The sequence below is a fragment of the Natrinema pallidum genome (assembly GCF_005890195.1).
GTDB classification, from domain to species: Archaea; Halobacteriota; Halobacteria; order Halobacteriales; family Natrialbaceae; genus Natrinema; species Natrinema pallidum.
Map to the genome: position 1 here is coordinate 1521475 of NZ_CP040637.1, position 24047 is coordinate 1545521.

The window sequence follows — 24047 nt, forward strand, 5'->3', positions numbered from 1 at the left end:
CGTTTTCGAGGCTGCCGCTCGGTCGCTCATGTGAACAGACGTGGCTGTCGAGCGGTATGAGTCCCCGCCCGGGAGTGCCGTCCTCTTGACCGGTGTCTTCGAAACGCGCCCCGATCAGAGGGAGGTTACGACTCCCAGTCGAAGCGATCCGGATCACGCGCGGCAAGGGCCGTCCGAACCGCGGCGACGTTCTCGGGCACGTCGTGGACGCGCACGAGGTCGGCTCCGCGGTCGGCCGCGAGGGCACTGGCCGCGACGGTCGCCTCGAGTCGGTCGCCGGCCTCGCGGCCGACCTGGCCGAACATGGACTTATGGGAATGGCCGAAGAGGACGGGACAGCCGAGCGCGCGGAACTCGTCGATCCGGTCGAGCAACTCGAAGTTCTCGCTGGCCGACTTCCCGAAGCCGATCCCGGGGTCGACGATGATTTGGTTCCGGTCCAGCCCCGCCTTCTCGGCCAGCAAAATGCGTTCGGAGAGTTGATCGATCACGTCCGCGACGACGTCGTCGTACTCGATATCGCGGTCGGGGACGACCGGCGCGTCGATGCTGTGCATCACGACCAGCCCCGCGTCGTGTTCGGCGGCGACGAACCGCATCTCGGGGTCCTCGAGCCCCGACACGTCGTTGATGATGTCGGCACCGGCCTCGAGCGCGGCGTCGGCGACGGCGGCTCTGCGGGTGTCGACCGAGAGCAGGGTATCGAGGTCGGCGATCCGTTCGACCACGGGCACGACCCGGTCGAGTTCCTCCTCGACCGACACGGGAGCAGCGCCCGGCCGGGTCGACTCCCCGCCGATATCGATCACGTCGGCGTCGGCCGCGGCCATCTCCTCGGCGCGGGCCACGGCGTCGTCGAGGGCGTCGTACTCGCCGCCGTCGTGGAAGCTGTCCGGGGTGACGTTCAGAATCCCCATCACGGCCGTTCGATCGGTCCAGGGGTAGTCCGGACCGGTCGAGCCGTCGGCCGGCCGATCGGGCGTTCGAGGCCGGCCGGCGGCCCGAGTCCGCACCGTCGCGTCGCCGTCGAGGTCCGTGTCATCGGCGACGCTGGTATCGGGTCCGGCGTCGACCTCGAGCGTGTCCCGCAGCTCTCGGGCGACGTCGGTCAGACCGTGGGGTCGCGAGCGCGTCTCGAGGGCCTCGACGAGCGCTTCGAACTGGGCAAGCGTGCCCATCAACACGGCGTCGACGGGTTCATCGTCGCGCTCGAGGCTCGAGAGTGCGCATTCACCGCCCAGCCGCAGCAGCTCCTCCTTGAGGACGGTCGCCTGTCGGTCCCGAAGCGCCGTCCTGACGACCCGGTGGACGGCGTCGCCGTTCAGTCGCTCGGCATCGCCCGCGGCGACGTTCGCCTCGGCGAGCGCGTCGCGGGCGTCCGAGAGGTCACGGATATGCTTCGGGACATCGGTTCGGGTCCACCGCGACCGGGCCTCCGCGACCGCGTACAGCGAGCCGGTGACGAGCACGCAATCGTCGCTCCCGGCGTCGCCGAGGGCGGTCGCGAGCGCGTCCGGGACGGCGGTCTCGGTACGGACGGTCCCGACGCCAGCGTCGGCGAAGACGTCGGCGAGGACGGCCCGATCCTCGGCCCGGTCGAGGGTCGGTTCGGTCGTTACGACGGCGTCGGGCGTCGGCAAGGCGGCGGCCATCTCGCGGTGGTCCTTGTCGTGCATCGCGCCGAAAACGAGGTAGAGATCGTCGTAGTCGTAGGTATCGAGCGTCTGGGCGAGCCCCTCGCAGGCACCCGGGTTGTGCGCGCCGTCGAGGACGGTCAGCGGCTCCGTATCGAGCACCTCGAACCGGCCCGGCCAGTGAGCGCTTCGCAGTCCACGTGCGATCTCCGCCGCCGAAACGTCGCCGACCTGTCTGGCGAGGGTGGCGGCGATACCGGCGTTTTCGGCCTGGTGCTCGCCCAGCAACGGAATCCGCGTCTCGAGGTCCCAGTCGTCGCCGGCGATCGAAACGGCGGCTTCGGTGTGGTTCGTTCGCCCGCCGTATGTGACCCGAACGTCGGGGTTCGAAGCGGTGTCGTCGCCGTCGTCGGCCGCCGTCGCCGACCCGACGGTGACGACCGCGTCGGCGACATCGCGGATGGGGTCGAGCGGGCTCCCGGTGACGCCCGTGACCAGCGGCGCGTCGGCCGGGGCGACGTGAGCCTTGTCGCGGGCGATCTCCGCGATGGTGTCGCCGAGGATGCCCGTGTGCTCGAGGGTCACGCTCGTGACCGCGCTGGCGACTGGATCGACGACGCTCGTGGCGTCGTACTTGCCGCCGATACCGACCTCGAGAACGGCGATATCGACGTCCTCGCGGCCGAACTGCCAGATCGCCATGGCGGTCATCGTCTCGAAGAAGGTCGGGGACTCACCGTCAGCGCCGCGCTCGGTGACGTACTCACGAACGGCGTCGACGTAGTCACAGACGGCCGTCCGCGACATCTTCCGGCCGTCGACGCGGACCCGCTCGCGGAGGTCCTCGAGGTGTGGCGAGGTGTAGAGGCCGACGGAGTAGCCCGCCTCCCGCAGCGTCCGCTCGAGCATTCGGGCCGTGCTCCCTTTCCCGTTGGAGCCGGCGATCTGAACGAAGTCGACGGTTTCGTGTGGGTTCTCGAGGTGGGCCAACAGCCGGGCCGTCGACTCGGTACCCGGCTTCGGGCGGAACCGTCGCAGATCGAAGAGGAAATCCGCCGCCTCGTGATACTCCATACGAATCCAGAGAGCCCGGTCATTTTAGAGTATTCCGTTCCGGGACTCGCTCGAGTCGCTCTCCCGGCAGGGGCGGCGACTGCTGACGGATCGGGCGTCGATTACCGCTCGCCAATATGTTCGGGAGAAGACCGACCCCGGCGAGGGACATCGGTTCGAACACGTCTTCGGCGAGCCCGAATCGCCCGGCGGAAATCACCCATGCCAGCAACCGACTTCGACAGCGAACGGACGTACGACGAGGATCGATTCAGCACGCGACCCGTGTTCCGGAGCGACCGGATGAAGGTCGTGCTCGGCTACTTCGAGCCGGGACAGTTCATTCCGGTTCACGCGCCCGGCAGTGACGTCGCGATCTGCATCCGCTCTGGAACCGGCGTCGTCCGAGAGGGCGAGACCGAGCACACGGTCGGTCCCGACGACGTGGTCGTCGTCGAGGCCGATGTCGAGCGGGGGATCCGAGCCGACGACGACGAACGGCTCGAGGCGCTGCTCACGACGAGTCCGCCGCCGACCGACGCCGAGCACGCGCCCGTTCGCGAAGGGCTCGAACGCGGCGTCTTCGATCCCTGAGACGATTCCTGTTCATCCGTTCGTCGACCTCCGACCCGTTCGAGTGACCGATAGATACGGCTTCGAGACGGTCACGAGCGGTCACAGAGGGGCATATGATGGTGGACGTGGACAGCAAGTCGATAACCGGAGGTCCCGGGACAGGCTATGGATGAGACACCGCGAGGCCACCGCGCGACCGACCGACGGACCGCTCATCGACGGACGTTCCTCCGCGCCGTACCGTGCGTCGGAACGGCGCTCACAGCGACCGGTACTGTCGCCGGGAGCGTGACGGGCCGGGAGTTCCCGCCGCCAAAACGCACCGAGTGGAGCGAACCGGTCTCGCTTGGCAACGGCGAGTTGCGGACGTTTACCACGGTCGCACCGTCGGGTGACCCGACGTACCACGGCGTCGTCCTCGATCGCGACGCGCTTACCGGTCTCCCGTCGGCCGCGGCGTTGCGAACCCGGGCGGAACGCGGCGAGTCCGGGGACAAATACGGGCCGACCGGCGCGGCCCTCGAGATCCATCACGCGTGGTCACAGGAGTTCTTCGTTCCGTTTCCCGAGGCGGCGGCGACACCGTTTACCGTCCTCGGCCTGACCTGGAACCCGGATGGCCACCCGCCGCCGGGAACCTACGACGTTCCGCATATCGACGTTCACTTCCACATGCTCGAGGCGGCCACAGTAGACGCCATTACGGGGCTGAACGCAGCATCGTACACCATTCCGGAGCCGCGGCTTCCGGAGGGGTACACCCGCGTTCCCGAGCCGAGTCTTGGAGGTGAGTTCGCAGTCGTCACGGACATGGGCGAGCATCTGGTCGACTCCGAATCGCCGGCGGGTCCCGGCGGCGAGTTCACCGCCACGCTCATCTGGGGGGCATACGAGACGACCGGTGACGGGTTCGGTGAACTCACGTTCGTCGAACCGATGGTGACGAAGCGCTATCTCGAGACCGTGACCGGCACCGATCGGTACGAGATCCCACAGCCGACGCTATATCCGACGGCCGGCGCGTATCCGACGGCCTACACCGTCCGCGACGTCCCGAGCGACGATGCGATCGCGATCACGATCGAAGCGTTCACGCCCGTGGACCGGACCGAACTGCACTGAGGTTCCGTCCGGTTCGGGCCGCCTCGAGACCGGAGGCCGAGCGGAGACGAGACTCGAGTGCCTAGCGGTCCGATTATCGACTCGAGCGGCGGGTCGGACGCGGTCACGTTCCGCGCGGTCTCGTCGGCGGGCGGAAAAACAGGCCGTCGAGCACGGCGATGCCGGCGATGGAAACACCGGCAAGAAGCGTCGTCTCAGCCGAGAGATCGAGGAAGTGGCCGACGAGACCGGCGACCGCGAAGGCCGTCGGAATCAGCCCCAACAGGAGATCGTATCGGGTGATCGTCGAGGCGTATTCGGCGAGTCGCGACCCCGTATCGACTCCGGTGATGTCTCTCCATCCCATCGGATCACACCTCTCGATGAGGCGTACGATCTCCCCTCACTAAAAACATATGGAAACGACTGGCGCAGAATGGAGTTCCACCGCCATCCGTCGATCTCAGGTAGCCACAGCGACTCGAGTCGGTCGCCGATCTCGATCGGTGGGTCGTCCGCCTCGATCGACCCGTCCGGGGTGATTACGGCGGCTCGGCGGGTGCGTCACTCCGCGGCCCGCTCCTTGCCCAGCCCGCCCTCGCCGTGTTCGCGGGTGATCTCGAGGAAGGCGTCCTCGAGACTGCGGGCGTCGCCGGTCTCGGCACGGGACTTGAGCCGCTCGGGTTCGCCCTCGGCGACGAGTTCGCCGTCGTGGAGCACGCCGATCTCGTCGGCCAGTTCGTCGACGACGGGCAGGATATGCGTCGAGAGGAAGACAGTCATCTCCCGATCGGCGAGTTCGGCGATCGTATCCCGCATCGTCCGGGCGGCGCGGGGATCGAGTCCGCTCGTCGGCTCGTCGAGGAAGGCCACCGCCGGTTCGTGGAGGACCGCCTGAATGACGCCGACCTTCTGGCGCATTCCCTTCGAGTAGTCCTCGATTCGCTTGTTCGCATCCGCGCGCAGGTCGAACCGCTCGAGCAACGACGCGATACGCTCGTCGGCCGTGTCCGCGGGCATGTCACGAAGACCGGCGGCGTACTCGAGCTGTTCCCGGCCGGTGAGTTCGTCGTAGATCGGCGGCTCCTCGGGCAGGTAGCCGATGTGGGGGGTCACCGATTCACGATCGGCGATGGAGTGGCCCGCAACCCTTGCCGTCCCGGCGGTCGGTTTCGTCAGCGTCGTCAGCATCCGCATCGTGGTCGTCTTCCCCGCGCCGTTGGGACCGAGAAAGCCATAGACAGTGCCGCGCTCAACGGCCATCGTCAGGTCCGAGACGGCGACCGTCTCGCCGTAGCGTTTGGTCAGTCCCTCGGTTTCGATCGCGGGGGCGTCGGCGGCGTTCATACGAGTCCTTCAGTCTCGGTGTAATTAAATGTGTATCACAACGTACAGGAGTCTCGTCGCTGGCCTGCACACTGATCGGGACTCGGGCCGGTGCTCACGGCACTGATCGAGATGCGATGGCACAGCGGACGGGAATGACAGCAATCCAAACGGTTTACTGGGAGCGCGACACGATTCCGACTATGAGACTCGATCGCTCGCTCGCCACATCCCCGAAACGAGGTGTTCGCTGATGGGGCTCGCCGCCGCCTCGCTGTCGATCACCAAGGCCGAGTTCCGACGGACCACTCGATCGGTCACCGGTAACCGGACCAGACTGATCCTGATGGCGGCGGTCGCGCTGTTCGCACTCGGTCCGATCACGGCTGTCGGCGTCCTCTTGCTACCGGAGTTGGGAGAACACGCCGCCGACGGAACGGTCTCCGCGGCCGACGCGGCGACGGTGGCTGACTACGCCACCGGTGCCACGGCGGTCGCGTGGGTGTTTCTGGTCGTCATAGCGGTCATGCGGACGATCACGACCGTCGCCGACATCGATCAGCCATCCTTTCTCCTGCTATCGACCCCGGTCCGGAACACCGTCGTCGGCGTCGTCGCCGCGGAAACGGCCCGCTTTGCGGTCTGGCTGCTGCCGTCGACGGTGCTCCTCGCGGCGGCGTTCGCCACTGGAGCGGGAACACCGCTCCCGGTACTCGCGGCACCGCTGTGGGTCGGAGGTTGCCTGCTCACCGCGTTCCCCGTCGGGTTCGCCGTGGGCATCTGGATACGGCACCTGATCACCGCCTACGAACCGATCGCCCGATACCGGACCCTGCTGTTCGCCGCGTTCTGGGTCCTCTACCTCGGGGCGGTCACGACCGGCAGATTCGACGTGATCGCGGAAACGCTGTTCATTCGACTCCGGAGCAGTCCGCTCGGCTGGCCCGGTCACCTCCTCCTGATCGGCGTCCCCGGCGTCGATCCGTCGGCTCCCGTACTCGGCGGCGCAGCCGTCGGCGCAGTGGTCGTCCTCGGGCTCGCCTTCGTGGTCGGAACCGCCGGCGCGCGGACACACTGGTTCGCGGACCCGGCCCGAACCGACGACGAGGAACCCAGCTCGGAAACGTCCGACGATCGGCTCGACGAACTCCTTTCCGGGACGCTCTCGCGGCCGGTTCGGACGGTCGCGGTAACCGCGATCCGGCGTACGAAGCGCTCCCCGATCCGACTCACGTACGCCGGGTACCCCCTGCTCGGCAGCGTCGCGTTCGCCCAACAGATCATCGATGCCGGGACCGTGCCACGATTCGTGGCCGTCCTGCTCTGTCTGTACGTCGTCTGGGCCGCCGGCGCGCTGTTCACGCTCAACCCCCTCGGCGATCTCGGGCCGGCGCTGCCCGCCGTCGTCACGTCGACGCTCACCGGCCGACAGGCGATTCGCGGGCGAATCGTCGCCGGCGCGCTCGTCGGCGTTCCGCTCGCGCTCCTCGTCTCGGTCGTTACGGGCATCGTCAGCCCGCTCTCGCTCGAGCGCACCGCCGCGCTGGTCGGGGGCACCGTCGTCGGGACGATCGCGACGCCGGCACTGGCGGCCGGGATCGGCTCGGCGTTCCCTCGCTTCGGGAGCGTCAACATCACGTCCAACCGCGAGGCCGTGATGCCGAGCAAGACCGCCTTCCTCGTCTACACGCTCGCGATCGCGCTCCCCGCGGTCGCCGCCGTCGTGTTGTCCCTCGAGGCCCCCGAAGCGATCGCCGGCCTGCTCAGGTCGGTCACCGCGTGGACGCCGCTCCCCGCGGTCTCGCTATCCGCCCGCACGATCACGACCGGTGCGTGGATCGTCCTGATCGCCGGCTTACTCGCCCCGCCGATCTCCTATCGCTACGCGGTCGAGCGGTTCGACTGGTACGACCTCGAGTGACTCGGTGACCGGAGCAGCAATCCCCGCCGGCCGGCAGTACACGCGGTTTCGCCCCGAACCGCGCTCGAGAACGCCGAACGGGCGACGATTTCATCGATCGACAGCGGCTACCGACGCGACAGGACAGGCTCCGTGACGGCGAAGACGACGACTGAGACTACTAATCGTTTCGGCGACGGGTCCGAATCGAACGCGTTACTGCGAATCGATCTCGTCCGGCAGATGATCTACGCCGTAGGCCTGTATTACTTGACGAATATGGAAGTTCTTCTCCGACGGGTCGTCGCTCTGTAATGCTTTCTCGAGGTGTTCCATACAGTCATCAGCTAGCTTCGGCATCTTACTACGAGTGTAGTTCGTCACACCACTAAAAAGCATATATCTTCCTATAACTATGGCAGACAGGCATTGCTAACGGAATCGAACGTGGCGTCGATCGATCGGCACGGGCGGCGACACACCGTCTCATGACGGAGTCGACACCGTCCGACGGCAGTGTCACGCCGGAGATGGTGTCGGGAGTCGGCCGGGGCAGGCGTCGTTACTCCGCGGCACCCCACTCGGCGACATGCGTCGGGCGGTCGGTTACCGACGCGACTTCGAGGTCGCCCTCGAAGCTCTCGAGCGCTTCGACGTAGGCCTCGGCGCTCGCTTCGGTCGACAGGTAGGGGATTTCCTCCTCGACGGCCATCTCCAGCGAGTCGCGGTCGCGGCTGACGACGAAGTCGACCGCTCCCTCGCGGATAGCCGCCGGCACGTCGTCGAGCTCGGCCACGTCGAAGTGATTCTCGAAGCCGTCGACATCGAGGTCGACCACGGCGGTCCCCTCGCTGACGGCGTTGCCGGCGGCCTGCTGGGCCTTCCAGTACGCCGTGCCGAAGTCGCTTGCGGTGCCCATGACCTCGCCGGTAGACTTCATCTCCGGGCCGAGACGCGGGTCCGAGCCCGGCAGGCGGTCGAACGGCAACACGACCTCCTTGATCGAGGTGTGGTCGGGAATCCGCTCGTCGGCCTCGAGACTGGCCAGCGTCTCGCCGGCCATGACCTTCGCGGCGAGTTTGGCGATCGGAACGCCGGTCGCCTTCGAGACGAAGGGCACGGTCCGCGAGGAGCGCGGGTTGGCCTCCAGCACGTACACCTCGCCGTCACGAACCGCGAGCTGGACGTTTAGCAGGCCCTTGGTCTTGAGCGCCTCGGCGATGTCCTCGGTGACCTCGCGGACGCGTTCGAGGGTGTCCGCCTCGAGCGACCGGGGCGGGATCATACACGCGGAGTCGCCGGAGTGGACACCCGCCGTTTCGACGTGTTCCATGATGCCGCCGATGATGACGTTGCGGCCGTCCGAGACGGCATCGACGTCGAGTTCGATCGCGTCCTCGAGGAAGTCGTCGACGAGGATCGGCTTGTCGGGGGCGACGCGGACGGCTTCCTCGATGTAGGTCCGGAGTTCCTCGTCATCGTAGACGACCTCCATCGCGCGCCCGCCCAGCACGTAGGAGGGGCGCACGAGGACGGGATAGCCGATATCGTGGGCCAGCTCGAGGGCTTCCTCCTCGGAAAAGGCGGTCCCGCCGTCCGGCTGCGAGATGCCCAGTTCGGCCATCAGGGCGTTGAATCGGTCGCGGTCCTCCGCGAGGTCCATCGCCTCGACGGAGGTCCCCATGACCTCACAGTCCAGCCCGCGGCGCTGCAGTTCGTCCTCGAGCGGTTCGCCGATGTTGACGGAGGTCTGACCGCCGAACTGGACCATCACGCCGTCGGCACCGGTCGCTTCGGCGACGTCGGCGACCTCCTCCGCGGTGATGGGTTCGAAGAACAACCCGTCGGAGGTGTCGTAGTCCGTCGACACCGTTTCGGGGTTGTTGTTCACGACGTAGGCGTCGATCCCCAGTTCGCGCAGGGCGCGGACCGCGTGGACCGAACAGTAGTCGAACTCGACGCCCTGGCCGATACGGATCGGGCCGCCGCCGACGACGATCACGCTCTCGAGGTCGCGGTCGACCTCGAGTTCGCCGGCCGCGGCGTCGCCCAGCAGCGGTCCCGATTCGAACTCCGACTTGCGGGCGGAGTAGTAGTACGGCGTCTCGGCCTCGAACTCGCCGGCGCAGGTATCGACCTGCTTGTAGGTGCGACCCGGAACCTCGGTTTCGACGGTATCGATGTCCGCACCGGCGGCGGACGCGATCGTCGCGTTGGTGTGGCCAGCGATCGCGGCCTCGGTGAAGTCACCCTCCTGGGCCGCCAGCGTCGAGTCTGCGATACGCTTGAGGCGCTCGGTGTACCACTCGAAGATACCCGTCAGCTCCTGGACCTCCGCGACGGAGTAGCCGCGTTCGAACGCCTCGAACATCGCGTAGGGGCGATCCGGCGACGGGCGCTCGAGGTAGCGCTCCTCGAGTTCGTCATCGCTGACCGCAGTCCAGTCGACGTCTGGTTCGTACTCGCTCGAGCGTAAGGCTTTGAGCAGCGACTCCTCGAACGTGCGGCCGATGGCCATCGCCTCGCCGGTCGACTTCATGGCCGTCGTCAGTTCGAAGTCGACGTCGTCGAACTTGTCTTTGGGCCACCGGGGGACCTTGGTGACGACGTAGTCGATCGCGGGCTCGAAGGCGGCGGTGGTCTCGCCCGTGATCTCGTTGTCGATTTCGTGGAGGCGTTTACCCAAGGCGACCTTCGCGGTGACGCGGGCGATCGGGTAGCCGGTCGCCTTCGACGCGAGCGCCGAGGACCGGGAGACGCGGGGGTTGACTTCGACGACGCGATACTCGCCGCCGGGGGTGCCGTCGTCGTGCCAGGCGAACTGGATGTTACAGCCGCCCTGAATGCCGAGTTCGCGGATGACCTCGAGCGCGGCGGTACGCATCTCCTGGTGGCCCTCGTCGGGGACGATCTGGGAGGGCGTGACGACCGTCGACTCCCCGGTGTGGATGCCCATCGGGTCGATGTTCTCCATGTTACAGATGATGATACAGGAGTCGTCGGCGTCGCGCATGACCTCGTACTCGTACTCGACCCAGCCGGCGATCGACTCGGTGATGAGGACCTCGCTGTTGCGGGAGAGGCGCAGTCCCTTGCGGACACGGCGGAGGAGTTCGTCCATCTCGTGGACGACGCCGGACCCGGACCCGCCGAGGGTGTAGGTAGTGCGGGCGATGACCGGCAGGCCGCCGACTTCGTCGACGGCGGCCTGGACGCGTTCGTGGAGGTCGTCTTCGGTCAGTTCCGAGACCGTCTCGCCCTCGTCGAGCGAGATGGTCGTCGAGGCGGGAACCGGCTGCCCGATCTTCTCCATGCGCTGGCGGAAGAGATCGCGGTCTTCGGTGGCGTAAATCGTGTCCAGCGGCGTCCCCATGATCTCGACATCGTACTCCTCTAAGACGCCCACCTCAGCGAGTTCGGCGGTGACGTTCAGGCCGGTCTGCCCGCCCAGGCCGGCGATGACGCCGTCGGGGTTTTCCGCCCGGATGATCTCGGCGATGGCGTCGGTCGTGATCGGTTCGATGTAGACCTCGTCGGCCATCTCCGGATCGGTCATGATCGTCGCCGGGTTCGAGTTTACGAGGACGACGCGAGCGCCTTCCTCCTGAAGCGCCCGACAGGCCTGTGCGCCCGAGTAGTCGAACTCGGCGGCCTGTCCGATCTGGATCGGGCCGCTCCCGATCAACAGGATCGTGCGTCCGTCCCCCGTCTCGCCGTCTGCGGCGGTGTCCGTACTCATTTGTCTTGTCGAAACGGAGTTCGCACATCGTAATAAGCCCCACGATACAATACGAATCTCGAAACGGCTTTTCGAAATTCGAATTCGATCGGCGATATCACCTCGACCCGGACCGCGTTCGCAACGGTCGCGGCGGGTTCGGTGGTTGGGTGTGACTGTCTTCCGCTCCCGTCACGGGTACTCCGAGTGGTGGTACGGCCGGCTATAATCGAAAATCCCGGCCACACGCCTTATCACGACGCGTTCCGTTCTTCGTATCAATTAGATGGCTGCGTCCGGCACTCCCCGCTTCCAGCACTCGATTACCGTTATCTACGCCGACCCGGACTCCGCGGCTCGCCGTCGAACCGTCGACGAACTCGAGTCGGCCGCGGACGAACTCGCGATCGATCCCGTCGCGACGCCGGCCGAGCTCCGCGGCGCGCTCGTGGACGCGGACGAGCGGACGTGTGTCGTCACCGAATATCGGTTCGCCGAAACGGACGCGCTGTCGCTGTACGACCGCATCCGGGGGAATGGGGCCGCCGAGATTCCGTTCGTACTCTACACCGCCGATAGCGACGAACGGCTCGCGAGCGACGCCATTACGGCCGGCCTGTCCGGCTACGTCCCGAGAGATGTCGCGGATTCGACGGAGCGACTCCTCGCACAACTCCGGACGGTCGTCGACGGACGGGGCCGGTCGGGCGACGCACGGGCCGTCGATCCGCCCCCGTCGGCCCGAACGCCAGATATCGACTGGGATCACTTCACGACGCTTTTCGAGTACAGCCCCGACGCGATCATCGTGACGCGCCGTGCCGATCCGAATCGAATCGTCGACGTCAACCCCGCGTTCGAGGAGATTTTCGGCTACGATCGCGATGCTGTCTCGGGGGACTCGCTCGACGATGTCCTCGTCCCCGACGACGACGAGCCGGTCTGCATCGCGGGAACGGTTGGGCTCGGTGACGTAGTCACCACGGTCGTCGAGCGCCTGACGGTCGACGGCCCCAAACACTTCTCCCTCCGCGGGTTCGCGGCCGAGATCGACGGCGACATCTACGAGTACGCGATCTATACCGACATCAGCGAGCGGAAGCGTCGCGAACGGGAACTCGAGCAGTACCGGACCCTCGTCGATACGGTCGGCGATCCGATGTTCGTCCTCGACGCCGAGGGACGGATCGAGATGGTCAACGACGCGATGGCGGACGTGCTCGGCAAGTCGCGTGCCGAACTCGTCGGCGAGTATCCCGGCGACTATATGCCCGACGAGGACATCGAGCGGGCGAAACGGACCCTCCGCGAAATCCTGTCCGACGACGATCGGACGTGGGATACCTACGAGATGCAGTTCGAACCCGTCGACGGCGACCCCGTGCTCGTCGAGAACAACGTCGCGCCGCTGGTCGACGACAGCGGCTCGTTTACCGGCAGCGTCGGCGTCATCCGAGATATCAGCGACTACAAGGAGCGGGAGCGACGGATACACCGTCTCCACGAGGGGACCCGTCGACTGATGGCCGCGGAGCGCACCGAGGAGGTCGCTCGCGTCGCCACCGAAATCGCCCACGACGCGCTGTCGCTCGAGATGAATTCGATTCATCTGTACGAAGAACGGGCGGACAGCTCCCCACGGGATGACGACAGATCCGCCGCCACCGATGCGAGCGACGACGCCGACGGGAACCGTGGCATGCTCGTTCCGGTCGCGATGACCGACGAGACGAAAGCGTTGCTCGGGACGGTCCCGACGATCGAGGCGGGCAACGGCATCGCCTGGGACGCCTTCGAGGCCGGGGAGACCATCGTCCACGGCGACGTTCGCTACGCCGAGAACCTCCGAAACCCCGAGACCCCGGTCCGGAGCGAGATCCATATCCCGCTCGGCGATGAGGGAATCTTCATCGCCAGTTCGACGGCGACGAACGACTTCGAACCGGAGACCGTTACGCTGGCACGCATCCTCGCGGCCAACGTCGAAGCCGCCCTCGAGCGGGCCCGCCGCGAGGACGAACTCGCCGCGCGGACCGCGGAACTCGAGCGCCAGAACGACCGGCTGGATGCCTTCGCGAGCACCGTTTCCCACGACCTGCGGACCCCACTGACGCTCGCGGCGGGCCACCTCGAGAACCTCGAACCCCACATCGACGCCGAGGGCGAGCACTACCGCGCGGAGATCGAGTGGGCGCTCGAACGGATGGACGTCCTCATCGAGAACGTCCTCGCGCTGGCCCGAAGCGGACAGCGACTGACGGAAACGGAGCCGGTCGCTCTCGATGCCGTCGTCGAGCGAGCGCATCGAACGGTCGACGCCGACGTAACCGTCGTTCGGGAGGGGACGTTACCCACGGTCGAGGGGGACGAGGAGCGACTGCTCGTGCTCTTCGAGAACGTCTTCCGAAACGCGCGTGAACACGTCGGACCAGACGTAACGATTACCGTCACGGCAACCGAAGACGGGTTCGCGATCGGCGACGACGGCCCCGGTATCCCGCCGCACGAGCGCGAGGACGTCCTCGAGTTCGGCTACAGTACTGCCGCGGACGGCACCGGTTTCGGGCTGGCGATCGTCTCCGAGGTCGTCGAGGCCCACGGCTGGTCGATCTCCGTCGACGAGAGCGAGGCTGGCGGGCTTCGGTTGGCCGTTTCGTTCGGGGAGTAACTGATACCGACTCCGCCGGGCTGTAGATGTCCGCGGCCGCCTCTCAGAGCGGCTGGTCGTGCTCGCTTTCGAACTCGCGCTGGCGGCGGTACTGGTCGACGAACTCCGCGACGTCGAACTCGAGCATCTGGGACTCGAACTCGGTCACGGCGTCGTCGTTCTCGGCGTGACTGATCGCGTGCTCCATGAGTTCGACGACGAGTTCGACGACGACCTCGTGGAGGCGGCGGGCATCGAAGTCGGTTAGCCACAACAGCGTGTAGCCGACGGCACCGTCGTCGCTTGCGTCGTAGACGACGACCTCCTCGGGGAACTCCTCGAGAACCACGCCCAGCAGGTGTGGCGTCCCGAACTCCTCGAACTCGTCGTCCGTGTCGATCGTCTCCTGAAGGACGGCGACGAGCGACTCCGGGAAGAAACGCGAGGGCGGATGTACGTCGGTCACGACGGCGTGAGCGTCGCCGCAGGGACAGGCGTACTCGCGCATGCCCAGATCGATCTCGTGGGGATCGACGCGCTCCCCGCAGGGGAACTCGAGGCGATCACCGCTGTCGGAACCCGGAGCGCCGGAATCTGCCATTGTGAGCGCTTCGGCGGGCGCGGACATAAGCGCGACGACTCGCGGAGAACGGGCGGCGGCCCGGCTTTTGCGACCGAGTCGTCGAAAGGGATGGCGGAGCGTCCAGCGGGACGCTTCAGACGGTGATTCGAGCGCGCCGCAGTAGACCGTCTTCGTCCCCGCTATGGTGGCGACGGATACCCGCACGGACGGCGTTCGAGGCCGGCTCGAGAGAGAGAGAGAGAGAGACGGCCCGCGACGAGGGAATCGCGGTCGACGCGCAACTGTGGGGGCAGGGAGCAGAGAACCCTCAGTACGACACGCTCCTCGTGACTTCAAAACGGTTTCAGGACCGGTGGGAGCGCCCGGTCGATCCAACGGCGTGGCCTACGGCCAGTCGTCGCGGACCTGTTCCGCGTCGTCGTCCTCGTCTTCGGCGTGGCTCGCCACGATCCAGTCGGCCGCCTCCGCGGCGTCCTCGACGTCGAGGTACTCCCAGCCGACCTCGTCGGCCAGTCGCTCGTCGTCGTCGTTTGCACCGACGTAGACGTAGCGTTCGGTGTCGAACTGGTCTTTGACGCCCTCGAGGCTCTCCGCTTTCCCGCGGGGGCCGGAGAAGAAGTCCTGTCGGATGCGGTTCTTCCGCGTGAAGTTCGTCACGACGTAGGTCGGTTTCTCCGAGACGACGCCGATGTACTCGGTCCACCCTCTGGCGTCTTCGAACACGCGCTCGGGCGAGGCGAGTTCCTTGAGCGCCTCGAGCTCGAACGCCAGTGTCATATCGCTGTCGCCGTTCATGCCTCACCGAAGGCGCGCACGCGGGAAAACGACTTCGATACCACCCACCGGCGAGCGGGCCGAGCCGCGACGCACCGGGGTCGGCTCAAACGCGTGCGACGCGGTAGTAGTCCGTGAAGACCAGTATCTCGCCCGGTTCGAGGTCCGTCGCGGCGGTCGAGACCGGTCGGTCCTCCGAAACGGCGCGATAGACGGCCGCCAGCGTCTCCGTGTCGAGCTGATCGACGTGGCGAACTGTTGCGCTCGCCGCGACTGATTCGACCTGCTCGAGTCGAGCATCGGCGTGTTCGATCCGTACCGATCGACGGCGGCGTTCACTGGCAGCCATGTTCATTGATACCAAATGTACGATACTGACTTAATAGTTCCGGCGCGGGGAGCGACTGGTCACGGCACGGGCGACACTGCGTGTCCCAGTTGCTACGCGGCGGGGATCGAACGGACTGCCACCGAGCCGGCGCGCTCGGCGACTCGAGAACGCGAAAAAAAAAAAAACGGACTCCGTTGGGCGAACCGGACTACTGTTCCTGGGGCGCTGCGAGGTCGTCCAGATCGACGGACTGTTCCAGGAGCACGTCGGCCTGGTCGGCGACGACGCGCTGTTCGCGCATGAGCTGTTTGAACTTGCTCTGGGGCGAGAGGTCGCCGATGAGGACGCCGCCGACGATCCGGCCGTCCTTGAAGGCGATGCGACGCCACTCGGTGTCGCTGTAGCGCCGTTCGGCGTGTTCGTCGCCCAGCGTCGGGTGACCGAACGAGAGGAACGGGAAGTCGAAGTGGGTAATGGAGTACGAGGAGACCCACTGGAACCCCTCGGCTTCCTCGTCGGCGGCCATGTTGACCGCGGCGACGCGGCCCTGTTCCTTCGCCGAGCCCCACGAGCCGTTCTGGGCCTGCTCGCCGAGCAGGACGTCGTAGAACCGAGTGAGATCGCCGGCGGCGTAGACGTCGTCGACGTTGGTCTGCATGTGTTCGTCGACGACGATCCCGTTGTCCCGTTCGATGCCGGACCCGCGGAGGAACTCGGTGTTGAAGTTCAACCCGATAGCGGCCCCGACGAAGTCACATTCGTAGCGGTCGCCGTTCGGATCGACGGCGGCGGTAACGTGTCCGTCGTCGTCGGTCTCGAAATGATCAACGCCGCTATCGAAGACCGGTTCGACGCCGACCTCTCGCATGCCCTCGTGCATGATCTCCGCACCGTCGCCGGAGAGGGCGTATCGCCACCAGCGGTCGCCGCGCATCAGGTACTCGGCCTCGATTCCCTGTGCACCACAGACCGCGGCGAAGTCGATCCCGAGGAGTCCAGCACCGACGATGACGCCCTTGTCCGCGTTTTCCGCGTGCTCGCGGATACCGCGGGCGTCCTCGAAGGTCCAGAAGTGGTGAACCCCGTCTGCATCGCTGTTTTCGACGGGCAGTTGTGTCGGCGTCCCGCCGGTCGCGACGAGCAGCTTATCGTACGGAATCTCGCCGCTATCGTGGGTGTTGACGACCTTCGCGTCGGTATCGACGCTCGTGACATGGGTGTTCAACGAGAGATCGATCTCGCGTTCCTGATACCAGTCCTCGTCGTGAATCGAAATGGGGGCTTCGGGGAGCTTGCCTTTCGCGTGTTCCTTGATGAGAATCCGGTTGTACAGTGGCTCCCCCTCATCGGTGATGACGGTAATCTTCGCGTCCGGGTCTTCCTCCCGGAGGGTCTCGGCGGCCGAACTACCCGAGATCCCGTCACCGATGATGACGTACTGAGTCATATCGGGAACGTTCGTAATGCGGGTTAAAGTGGGTTGCTATCTCGTCCATTTTACCGTACGGGGGGCGTTGACACTACGATCGTAAACTGAACCCCGAATATATTCACCAGAGTAGCTCCGACCCAACGGTTCCGATACCAATTCTCGGGCGAGCACGGGTTGCCGCTATCTCCGACGCCGGTCCGTCACCGCCGATCGACCTGCCCGCCCGGAGTAGCAACGGGGCTCGAGCGTCGACGAACCGGCGTCGGGCCTAACAATGTTGTCCGAACGGCTCTTTAGGACTCCGTCCCAAGGCGAAGACATGAAACTCCGTCAGAACGCGAAACACTTCGCCTATCGGAAGGCCCTCGAGACGCCGGGCATCCGATCGGTGGCCAACTCGGGTCTCGTCAGGCTCCATACCAAGATCTTCGCCGGGAAGGCCGACCCCGCCCACGCCGAGGAGCGCACGGCCCACCTCGATGGACTCTTCGACGCGACGATGGACGCCTACCTGCGTGCGCTACAGGAGGGCTACTCCGAAGCCGAGGCGCGCGAGATCACGCACATCCAGGCCAACTTCGACTTCTACAACCACGGCTGGACCGAGATGATGGAGTTCCCCGCCGACGAACTCGAGGCCCACTACGACCGCTACGGCGACTTCTTCGACCGCTGGGACGTGACGATCGCCGAGCCGCTGGGCCAGTTCGCGCCGCCGGCGGGCCTCCCCGAAGCGCCCTCGACGCCCGAACGCCTCGAGAATCCCGACCATCCCCACGCCGAAGGCGGATTCGCCGACGATGTCTACGTCGAAACCGACGACGGCGAACTCGTCGTCGGCGGTCGTGATGCGGCGACCGACGGGTCGCGAGCCGCTAATAGCAACCGAAACGATTGACACACTGATCGTAACGCCCTCGTGCGATCAGGTGTGCACTGACCGTCAGTTACTACGATAGCGGCAGCCGAACGGCACCTCGCGTATCCGCCTCATACCTTCGGAACCGACGAGAGTAACGAGTTCGTAACAATAGCTGCTGTCGACCTGGGTCGTCGTAAATGCAACGGCGGCACTATCTCGCAGCGACGGCGTCGCTTTGTCTGGCCGGCTGTCTCACCTCGAGATGGGTCGATTCGGCACCGGCAGAGGCTGATTCGAACGCGAGCGACATCGATCCGTCACCACGGCCCGAAACCGGCGATCCGCCACCGGCGGGTGATCCGGGACCGGTCGGGACGATCGACGACTTCGAGACGCTCGACTCCTGGGAGGTCTTCGGCGCGACGCTCTCGCCCGACCCGTCCCGGTCAGTCGTCGGGACCCGGAGCGCCCGCCTCGAGATTCCGGCGACCGAGCGGACCGGCGGAATCACGGCGACGTTCGACGAGCCCCGCGACCTCGCCGACGTCGTTCCAGGTCTCGCCGTCGCGTCGAAGGGGCTCGTCGTCCCGTGGCTCCGATTGACCGACGATGACGGCCGCGAGATCGACTACCGTCGCGGGATCAAGGGCGGTCTTCCGCTCGTCCGATACAACTTCGGGATCGACGCGATCGCGGCGGATTTCGATCCGACCGCGGTCCGCAAACTCTCCGTCCTCGTCAGGACGAACGAGGGAGCGGCGGAAACCGTCTGGCTCGACGACCTCCATCTCGTGCCACGGCCCGACACCGGGAAAGTGATGTTCCAGTTCGACGACGCCCACGTCACCGACTACACGAAAGCGCTCCCGACACTCGAGGAGTACGGCTATCCCGCCGTCTCGTTCGTCAACCCGGGTCGGATCGAAGCGGAGATGCGCGGTGCCGACGACCCCGGTGGCTTCCCTCGGCTCACGGCCGATCACCTTCACGAACTCCACGACGCCGGTTGGGTCATCGGTAACCACTGTTACACCCACCCGCACCTGTCGACCCTCGAGACGAAAACACAGGAGTCGGAAATCAAGAGGGGAAAGGACTGGCTCGAGGCGGAAGGGTTCGAGGACGGGGCACGGTACTTCGCCTATCCGCACGGCGACTACGACGAACGGACGCTCGCCCTCGTCGAGCGGCATCACGACCTCGGCTTCGCGGGCGGCCGCCCGGTGCAGGGCTACGCCGTGAACCCGCAACAGACGTCCCGGATCGGCGAACCCACCGCCGAGCGCGCCCGGACGGCGATCGAGCGCACGGCGTCGATGCGCGGGATTACCGCGCTGTTTTTCCATCGACTCGAGGGCGATACCCTCGCCGCCTTCGAGACGGCGGTCGAGACGGTTCACGAATACCACTCCGCCGGCGAGCTCGACGTGATCCTGCCGGCGGATCTCGAGGGCCCGCTCCGGTTCGATTCGTAGAGGCCCGGGTGCGGACGACGCCGGTTCCCAAGCGGCTAAGTGCACGGCGGGCCCGGAATCGGGTAACGGATATGGGGCTGAACGCGAACGATCGCGCGATCGCGGGCTTTACCATGACGGGCCACGCGCTCGTCCACTGGTTCGAGACCTCGATCCCGATCTTTCTGGTCGTCTGGCTGACCGAGTTCGACGTGGGCGTCGCGACGTTCGGAATCGTGGTCGCGCTCGGGTACGCGCCCTTCGGACTGGGGGCGCTTCCCGGCGGTATCCTCGCGGATCGATACGGCCCGAAACGGCTCGTCGTGACCTGTCTCGCGGGAATGAGTGCCGCGTTCCTCGTGCTCTCGTTGGCCGCGTCGATATACACGATCGCCGTCGGCCTCGTCCTCTGGGGCGTCGCGGCCAGCGTTTACCACCCCGCCGGCCTCGCGCTCATCAGTACCGGCGTCTCGGAGCGCGGGACCGTCTTCGCCTGGCACGGCATCGCCGGCAACGCCGGTATCGCGCTCGGCCCCTTCGTCGCCGCGACGCTGCTGATCTTCCTCGAGTGGTCGCTCGTCGCGGCGATCCTCGCCGTGCCCGGCATCCTCGCCGTTCTCTACGGGCTCAGTGCGGAGTTCGATCCGACCGCCGCCGTCGACGACGGCGTCGACGCCGGCCCCGACGAGGCGCTGTCGCTATCGGCGCTCGTCTCGGATTCCCGGGCGCTGTTCGCGAGCGCCTTCGCGATCATCTTTGCCGTCGTCGCCGTCGAGGGGCTGTACTACCGTGGCATGCTCACCTACCTCCCCGAGATCCTCCACGGCCTCGACGCGATCGGCGGACTCGCCGTTCCCGCCGGTCTCGAGGGAATCGAGCCGGCCGATTACATCTACGTCGGGCTACTGGTCGTCGGGATGGGCGGACAGTACGTCGGCGGGAAGCTGACCGATCGAGTGCCGCCGGCACGCGGGCTGATCGGACTCTTCGCCGTTCTCGCGGTCCTCGCGCTCGCGTTCGTTCCCGGGACCGAACTGGGACTGGTCGGGATCACCGTCCTCTGTGGCACCTTCGGGTTCTTCCTCTTTGCGATCCAACCGTTCTATCAGAACGCGGTCGCGGTGTACACGCCGCCGGACACGCGCGGGCTCTCCTACGGCTACACCTATCTCGGGGAGTTCGGACTCGGCTCGGCGAGTATCGCCGTCGGCGGCGTCGTCCTCGGCGAGGCCTCGCTGACGGCGTTTTTCGCCCTGATCGCGACCTTCGCGCTCGCCGGGGCCCTCCTCTCGGTCGCGCTGCTCGTCGGCCGCGACCGGTTCGTCGACGCAGGCCACCCCGCCGACGCGAACGCGGACGACTGACGACACGGCCGTACGAACCGATTCCCAGCGACTCGAGACGGCGACTCGACTGGCACTCGAACGACGGCTGGGGGAGACGCGAACGCCCGTGAAGTGGCGGCGTCCATGGGTGCAGACCTGAAACGCCCACCGCTCGGGAGTCTCCGCTTTCAGGCGGAGAAAGCTATCAAGCGAGCCACGACGGCGTGACGTAGCCCGAGCCGGTCGCCTGTTCCGGCGGCCAGATGACCTCTTGTCTTCCATCGCCGTCATCGCCCTCCTGCCACTGGAAATAAACCGTCTCCGCCTTGTTGTAGACGAGGTCGTGGGCGACCGGAGTGCCCGCGACTTCGGCCTCCCGATCGTAGAACTCGACCGTGCCGGCGGTCCCGGTAAAGGACATGTCCTCGAGCGCGGGGACCAGTTCCTCGTGATCGAACGTTTCCTCGTCTTCGACCGCCGCTGCGAACAACGTGATCGCATCGTACGTGTGGTAGCCGGTATACACGGGGTTCGAGCCCGCGAACGTGTCCCGATATGACTCGACAAAGGGTTGAGTAGCGTCAGTTATCGTACTGTTCGCCGTGGCGCTGCTTTGACCGATGGCGTACTGACACTCCCCGCCGACCAGGTCGTAGTACGCCGGGAGCTGCATCGGGACGTGGATTCCGCCGAAGTCGAACTCGCGTTCGGGAACCCCCCAGTCCATCAGGGCGCTGGTTCCGGTGTGAGCAGTCGTGATGAAGACCGCGTCGGCATCCGCCGCTTCGACCTCGTCGTACCGGCTCTCGAAGCTGTCTATCGACGGCGGATACCGCTCCTCGAGCGCGACGTCGACGCCGGTCTCCCCGATCCGGTCCTGATAGACGCGCCACGGTTTTTCCGTCCACTCGTAGTCCTCGGCGAGGAGCGCGATCGAGTCCCAGCCGAGTTCATCGGCCATGTCGGTCAGGAAGTCGATCTGCATGCGGCCGTAGTCGATATCGCTGTTCGGTCCGGCGCGGAAATGGTACTTGTACTCGTCGTACTGCTCGTGGACCAGCCGACTGACTTCGGTCGTCGCCGCGCCGGAGGTCAGGTGGATCGTCTCCTGTTCCGCGATGTCGTCGATGATACCCAGCAACGCCTCGCTCGCGAACACGCCGGTCGTTACGTCGACGTCTTCCTCGAGAATGAGCCGCTGGTACTGGCGGCGCGCCTCCAGCGGGCTCGAGTTCGTATCCCCCAAAACGAGTTCGACATCACGGCCGAGGATCCCGTCGCCGTCGTTGAGATGGCTGACCGCGAGCGTTGCGGCCCGGTACATCGACCGACCGATCATGTCGCTGTCCGGATTCGGTGCCAACAGCCCGATTCTGACCGGCGTCGTGCCGTCGCTCTTCCCGACGACCGAGCCGGCCGTCTCGAGACAGCCGGCACCCGCCGTCCCCGCCGCGACTCCACCCGTCGTTTGCAGGAATCGTCGTCGGTTCACGCCTCGAGAGCCCGGACTCGCCGTGGCCCGTGAACCGAGTCCCGTCGCAGTGTCATCAGACATCTTGACACTCGTTTCGTCTTAATTCGCTTAGTGTTTGTGGTAGTGTACCAATAGCATGGATCGGACCGGGATAGTTGGAACGAGAGTCGTCCGATCAGGTGTGTAGTGCCGTTCAGCGACTGCGATCGTGTTGCGACCGTCGCACCTGATCGTTTCGGGCACCCGCCGGAAGTCGACGGACTCGGGCGGGGAATCAGTTCGCGGGTTGGTCGCGGCCCTGCCGCAACGACGCGGCTTCGGGTTTGCTCGTGGTCGCGTTACTACTGACGGACGAACGGAGGGGAAAAAGGCGGCACCGTGAGTGGCCGGCGGGGAGTGTGACCCGTCGGGAAGGCAAGGACTCGCCGACGACTGGGTCGTGATTCACACGGAGGAGCCGTTGACGGCCCGTACCCGGTCTAGAGCCAGTCCGGCGTCATGTACTCGGCACCGTCGGCCACGTACTCGTCGGGCCAGATGACCGTCTGCTGACCTTCACCGTCGATTTCCTGCCACTGGAAGTACACCGGGTGAACGTTGCCCTTGCCGTAGATAACGTCGTGTGGGTATTCGTCGTCGCGACCGTGGAACTGGATCGTACCGGTGGTGCCCTTGAACTCGGTCTCCTCGAGCGACCCGACCAAGGCCTCCGACTCGAGGGAGTCGGTTCGCTTGGCCGCGTCGGCGAACACCTCGACCGCGTCGAAGGCGATATAGCCGGTATAAACCGGGCTTTTGCCGTCGTTTGCGCCTTGATACGCCTCGACGAAATCCGATGTCCGGTCCGTGAGATCAGCGGTATCGGTCGCGCTGGCGTAACCCGCGGCGTACTCGCAGTCGCCGCCGGTCAGCCGGTAGTACGACGGGAGTTGCATCGGAACGTGAATGCCGCCGAACTCGAAGTCCCGTTCCTCGGGCCGCCAATCCGCCAGTGCGGCGGTGCCGGTGTGTGCGGTCGAAATGAACGCCGCATCGGCGTTCGACTCCTCGACTCGCGTGTAGATTTCCGAGAAGTCGTCGGTCGCCGGCGGATACCGTTCCCACGCCGTCACCTCGATATCGGTCTCGGGGAGGCGACTCCGATAGAAGTCCCACAACCCATCGGTCCAGGCGTAGTCCTCCGCGAGGACCGCGATAGAGTCCCACCCGATATCACTGCCCTTCTCGGTCAGGAAGTCGAGTTGCGCCTCTGCGAGGTTGGTCCCGTTAATCGGACCGACACGGAAGTGATACTTGTAGTCGTCGTACGACGATTTGACCCGATCGCTGGCCACCGTCGTCGCGGAGCCGGCGGTGAGGTGCACCGTCTCTTGCTCGGCGATCTCCTCGAGCAACGGCACGAGGACTTCACTGGTGGAAACACCGACGGTAACGTCGGCGTCCTCCTGGAGAATGAGCCGCTGGTACTGACGGCGCGCCTCCTGTGGGCTGCCGTTGGTATCGCCGACGACCATCTCGACATCACGGCCGAGGATTCCGTCGCCGTCGTTGAGTTGCTTGACGGCGAGCCGCGCACCCCGAACGATCGAGCGCCCCGTCGCGTCGCTCTCCGGGTTGGGTGCGAGGACGCCGACCGTGACCGGATCGGTTTCGTCGCTTCCGACGAACGATCCGGGCGTCTCGAGACAGCCGGCGAGGGAGAGGCCGGCCGCGCCACCCGCAGTCGTTTGCAACACTCGACGGCGGTCGAGGTTCCGTCGCAGTCCGCTACGAGCGGGGCCCGTCGCGTTCGCCCGGTCGTGGTCTCCGTCGTTCATTGGCCGATGGTTTCGACCTCTGTTTCTTAACGGTTGTGAA

Annotated in this window: 18 protein-coding genes; 7 read left to right on the forward strand and 11 right to left on the reverse strand. The window is 66.1% G+C overall.

Going from position 1 to position 24047, the window contains the following annotated elements; translation table 11 throughout:
- Positions 1-125 precede the first annotated feature (125 nt).
- On the reverse strand, positions 126-2708 hold the full coding sequence (folP, locus tag FGF80_RS07550; protein ID WP_138653149.1) for a dihydropteroate synthase: 2583 nt from the start codon (positions 2706-2708) through the stop codon (positions 126-128).
- A gap of 201 nt (positions 2709-2909) precedes the next feature.
- On the opposite strand from folP, the gene FGF80_RS07555 reads away from it, so the two are divergent.
- A complete protein-coding gene (locus tag FGF80_RS07555; RefSeq protein ID WP_138653151.1) occupies positions 2910-3281 on the forward strand; it encodes a cupin domain-containing protein in 372 nt (123 codons plus the stop codon).
- A gap of 147 nt (positions 3282-3428) precedes the next feature.
- Positions 3429-4385, forward strand: a complete 957-nt coding sequence (locus FGF80_RS07560; RefSeq protein ID WP_138653153.1) for a hypothetical protein — start codon at positions 3429-3431, stop codon at positions 4383-4385.
- Positions 4386-4488: 103 nt separating this feature from the next.
- On the opposite strand, the gene FGF80_RS07565 is transcribed toward FGF80_RS07560, so the two are convergent.
- Together FGF80_RS07565 and FGF80_RS07570 are read right to left on the reverse strand one after the other, a co-directional pair.
- Positions 4489-4731: a hypothetical protein gene (locus FGF80_RS07565; RefSeq protein ID WP_006185878.1), complete on the reverse strand. Its 243-nt coding sequence runs from the start codon at positions 4729-4731 to the stop codon at positions 4489-4491.
- Positions 4732-4928: 197 nt separating this feature from the next.
- A complete protein-coding gene (locus FGF80_RS07570; RefSeq protein ID WP_006185879.1) occupies positions 4929-5711 on the reverse strand; it encodes an ABC transporter ATP-binding protein in 783 nt (260 codons plus the stop codon).
- A 232-nt stretch (positions 5712-5943) separates the two neighbouring features.
- Between FGF80_RS07570 and FGF80_RS07575 the strand changes: the two genes are divergently transcribed.
- A complete protein-coding gene (locus tag FGF80_RS07575; protein WP_138653155.1) occupies positions 5944-7611 on the forward strand; it encodes a hypothetical protein in 1668 nt (555 codons plus the stop codon).
- A 195-nt stretch (positions 7612-7806) separates the two neighbouring features.
- On the opposite strand, the gene FGF80_RS19125 is transcribed toward FGF80_RS07575, so the two are convergent.
- A complete protein-coding gene (locus tag FGF80_RS19125; RefSeq protein WP_175416953.1) occupies positions 7807-7974 on the reverse strand; it encodes a hypothetical protein in 168 nt (55 codons plus the stop codon).
- A gap of 178 nt (positions 7975-8152) precedes the next feature.
- Positions 8153-11329 carry a carbamoyl-phosphate synthase large subunit gene (carB, locus tag FGF80_RS07580; protein ID WP_138653157.1) on the reverse strand — a complete coding sequence of 1059 codons (3177 nt, stop codon included), beginning with the start codon at positions 11327-11329 and terminating at the stop codon, positions 8153-8155.
- A 265-nt stretch (positions 11330-11594) separates the two neighbouring features.
- Here carB and FGF80_RS07585 point away from each other — a divergent pair, with 265 nt between their 5' ends.
- A complete protein-coding gene (locus FGF80_RS07585; RefSeq protein WP_138653159.1) occupies positions 11595-13976 on the forward strand; it encodes a PAS domain S-box protein in 2382 nt (793 codons plus the stop codon).
- Between the two features lie 43 nt (positions 13977-14019).
- Here the strand turns inward: FGF80_RS07585 and FGF80_RS07590 are convergent, their stop codons facing one another.
- The 4 genes from FGF80_RS07590 to FGF80_RS07605 all read right to left on the reverse strand — a co-directional run bounded on the left by FGF80_RS07590 (position 14020) and on the right by FGF80_RS07605 (position 17090).
- Positions 14020-14556 carry a DUF5815 family protein gene (locus FGF80_RS07590; RefSeq protein WP_138653161.1) on the reverse strand — a complete coding sequence of 179 codons (537 nt, stop codon included), beginning with the start codon at positions 14554-14556 and terminating at the stop codon, positions 14020-14022.
- Positions 14557-14922: 366 nt separating this feature from the next.
- On the reverse strand, positions 14923-15333 hold the full coding sequence (locus FGF80_RS07595) for a DUF7124 domain-containing protein (protein ID WP_006185885.1): 411 nt from the start codon (positions 15331-15333) through the stop codon (positions 14923-14925).
- Between the two features lie 85 nt (positions 15334-15418).
- A complete protein-coding gene (locus FGF80_RS07600; RefSeq protein WP_006185886.1) occupies positions 15419-15667 on the reverse strand; it encodes a hypothetical protein in 249 nt (82 codons plus the stop codon).
- 184 nt (positions 15668-15851) lie between these two features.
- Positions 15852-17090: an NAD(P)/FAD-dependent oxidoreductase gene (locus FGF80_RS07605; protein ID WP_138653163.1), complete on the reverse strand. Its 1239-nt coding sequence runs from the start codon at positions 17088-17090 to the stop codon at positions 15852-15854.
- Between the two features lie 304 nt (positions 17091-17394).
- On the opposite strand from FGF80_RS07605, the gene FGF80_RS07610 reads away from it, so the two are divergent.
- From FGF80_RS07610 to FGF80_RS07620, 3 genes are all read left to right on the forward strand, one after another.
- A complete protein-coding gene (locus FGF80_RS07610; protein WP_138653165.1) occupies positions 17395-17973 on the forward strand; it encodes a DUF6149 family protein in 579 nt (192 codons plus the stop codon).
- Between the two features lie 161 nt (positions 17974-18134).
- A complete protein-coding gene (locus FGF80_RS07615; protein WP_138653167.1) occupies positions 18135-19412 on the forward strand; it encodes a polysaccharide deacetylase family protein in 1278 nt (425 codons plus the stop codon).
- 71 nt (positions 19413-19483) lie between these two features.
- Positions 19484-20755 carry an MFS transporter gene (locus FGF80_RS07620; protein WP_138653169.1) on the forward strand — a complete coding sequence of 424 codons (1272 nt, stop codon included), beginning with the start codon at positions 19484-19486 and terminating at the stop codon, positions 20753-20755.
- A 166-nt stretch (positions 20756-20921) separates the two neighbouring features.
- Here the strand turns inward: FGF80_RS07620 and FGF80_RS07625 are convergent, their stop codons facing one another.
- Both FGF80_RS07625 and FGF80_RS07630 read right to left on the reverse strand, forming a co-directional pair.
- Positions 20922-22208 (reverse strand): ABC transporter substrate-binding protein, encoded by a 1287-nt coding sequence (locus FGF80_RS07625; protein ID WP_175417003.1) that lies wholly within the window; start codon positions 22206-22208, stop codon positions 20922-20924.
- A gap of 461 nt (positions 22209-22669) precedes the next feature.
- Positions 22670-24007 carry an ABC transporter substrate-binding protein gene (locus FGF80_RS07630; RefSeq protein ID WP_006185892.1) on the reverse strand — a complete coding sequence of 446 codons (1338 nt, stop codon included), beginning with the start codon at positions 24005-24007 and terminating at the stop codon, positions 22670-22672.
- Positions 24008-24047 lie beyond the last annotated feature (40 nt).

What these genes read in the sequence shown, in the direction of transcription:
- folP (WP_138653149.1), bottom strand. Translation starts at nt 2,708, where the DNA reads ATGGAGTATCACGAGGCGGCGGATTTCCTCTTCGATCTGCGACGGTTC.
- FGF80_RS07555 (WP_138653151.1), top strand. Translation starts at nt 2,910, where the DNA reads ATGCCAGCAACCGACTTCGACAGCGAACGGACGTACGACGAGGATCGA.
- FGF80_RS07560 (WP_138653153.1), top strand. Translation starts at nt 3,429, where the DNA reads ATGGATGAGACACCGCGAGGCCACCGCGCGACCGACCGACGGACCGCT.
- FGF80_RS07565 (WP_006185878.1), bottom strand. Translation starts at nt 4,731, where the DNA reads ATGGGATGGAGAGACATCACCGGAGTCGATACGGGGTCGCGACTCGCC.
- FGF80_RS07570 (WP_006185879.1), bottom strand. Translation starts at nt 5,711, where the DNA reads ATGAACGCCGCCGACGCCCCCGCGATCGAAACCGAGGGACTGACCAAA.
- FGF80_RS07575 (WP_138653155.1), top strand. Translation starts at nt 5,944, where the DNA reads ATGGGGCTCGCCGCCGCCTCGCTGTCGATCACCAAGGCCGAGTTCCGA.
- carB (WP_138653157.1), bottom strand. Translation starts at nt 11,329, where the DNA reads ATGAGTACGGACACCGCCGCAGACGGCGAGACGGGGGACGGACGCACG.
- FGF80_RS07585 (WP_138653159.1), top strand. Translation starts at nt 11,595, where the DNA reads ATGGCTGCGTCCGGCACTCCCCGCTTCCAGCACTCGATTACCGTTATC.
- FGF80_RS07590 (WP_138653161.1), bottom strand. Translation starts at nt 14,556, where the DNA reads ATGGCAGATTCCGGCGCTCCGGGTTCCGACAGCGGTGATCGCCTCGAG.
- FGF80_RS07595 (WP_006185885.1), bottom strand. Translation starts at nt 15,333, where the DNA reads ATGAACGGCGACAGCGATATGACACTGGCGTTCGAGCTCGAGGCGCTC.
- FGF80_RS07600 (WP_006185886.1), bottom strand. Translation starts at nt 15,667, where the DNA reads ATGAACATGGCTGCCAGTGAACGCCGCCGTCGATCGGTACGGATCGAA.
- FGF80_RS07605 (WP_138653163.1), bottom strand. Translation starts at nt 17,090, where the DNA reads ATGACTCAGTACGTCATCATCGGTGACGGGATCTCGGGTAGTTCGGCC.
- FGF80_RS07610 (WP_138653165.1), top strand. Translation starts at nt 17,395, where the DNA reads ATGAAACTCCGTCAGAACGCGAAACACTTCGCCTATCGGAAGGCCCTC.
- FGF80_RS07615 (WP_138653167.1), top strand. Translation starts at nt 18,135, where the DNA reads ATGCAACGGCGGCACTATCTCGCAGCGACGGCGTCGCTTTGTCTGGCC.
- FGF80_RS07620 (WP_138653169.1), top strand. Translation starts at nt 19,484, where the DNA reads ATGGGGCTGAACGCGAACGATCGCGCGATCGCGGGCTTTACCATGACG.
- FGF80_RS07630 (WP_006185892.1), bottom strand. Translation starts at nt 24,007, where the DNA reads ATGAACGACGGAGACCACGACCGGGCGAACGCGACGGGCCCCGCTCGT.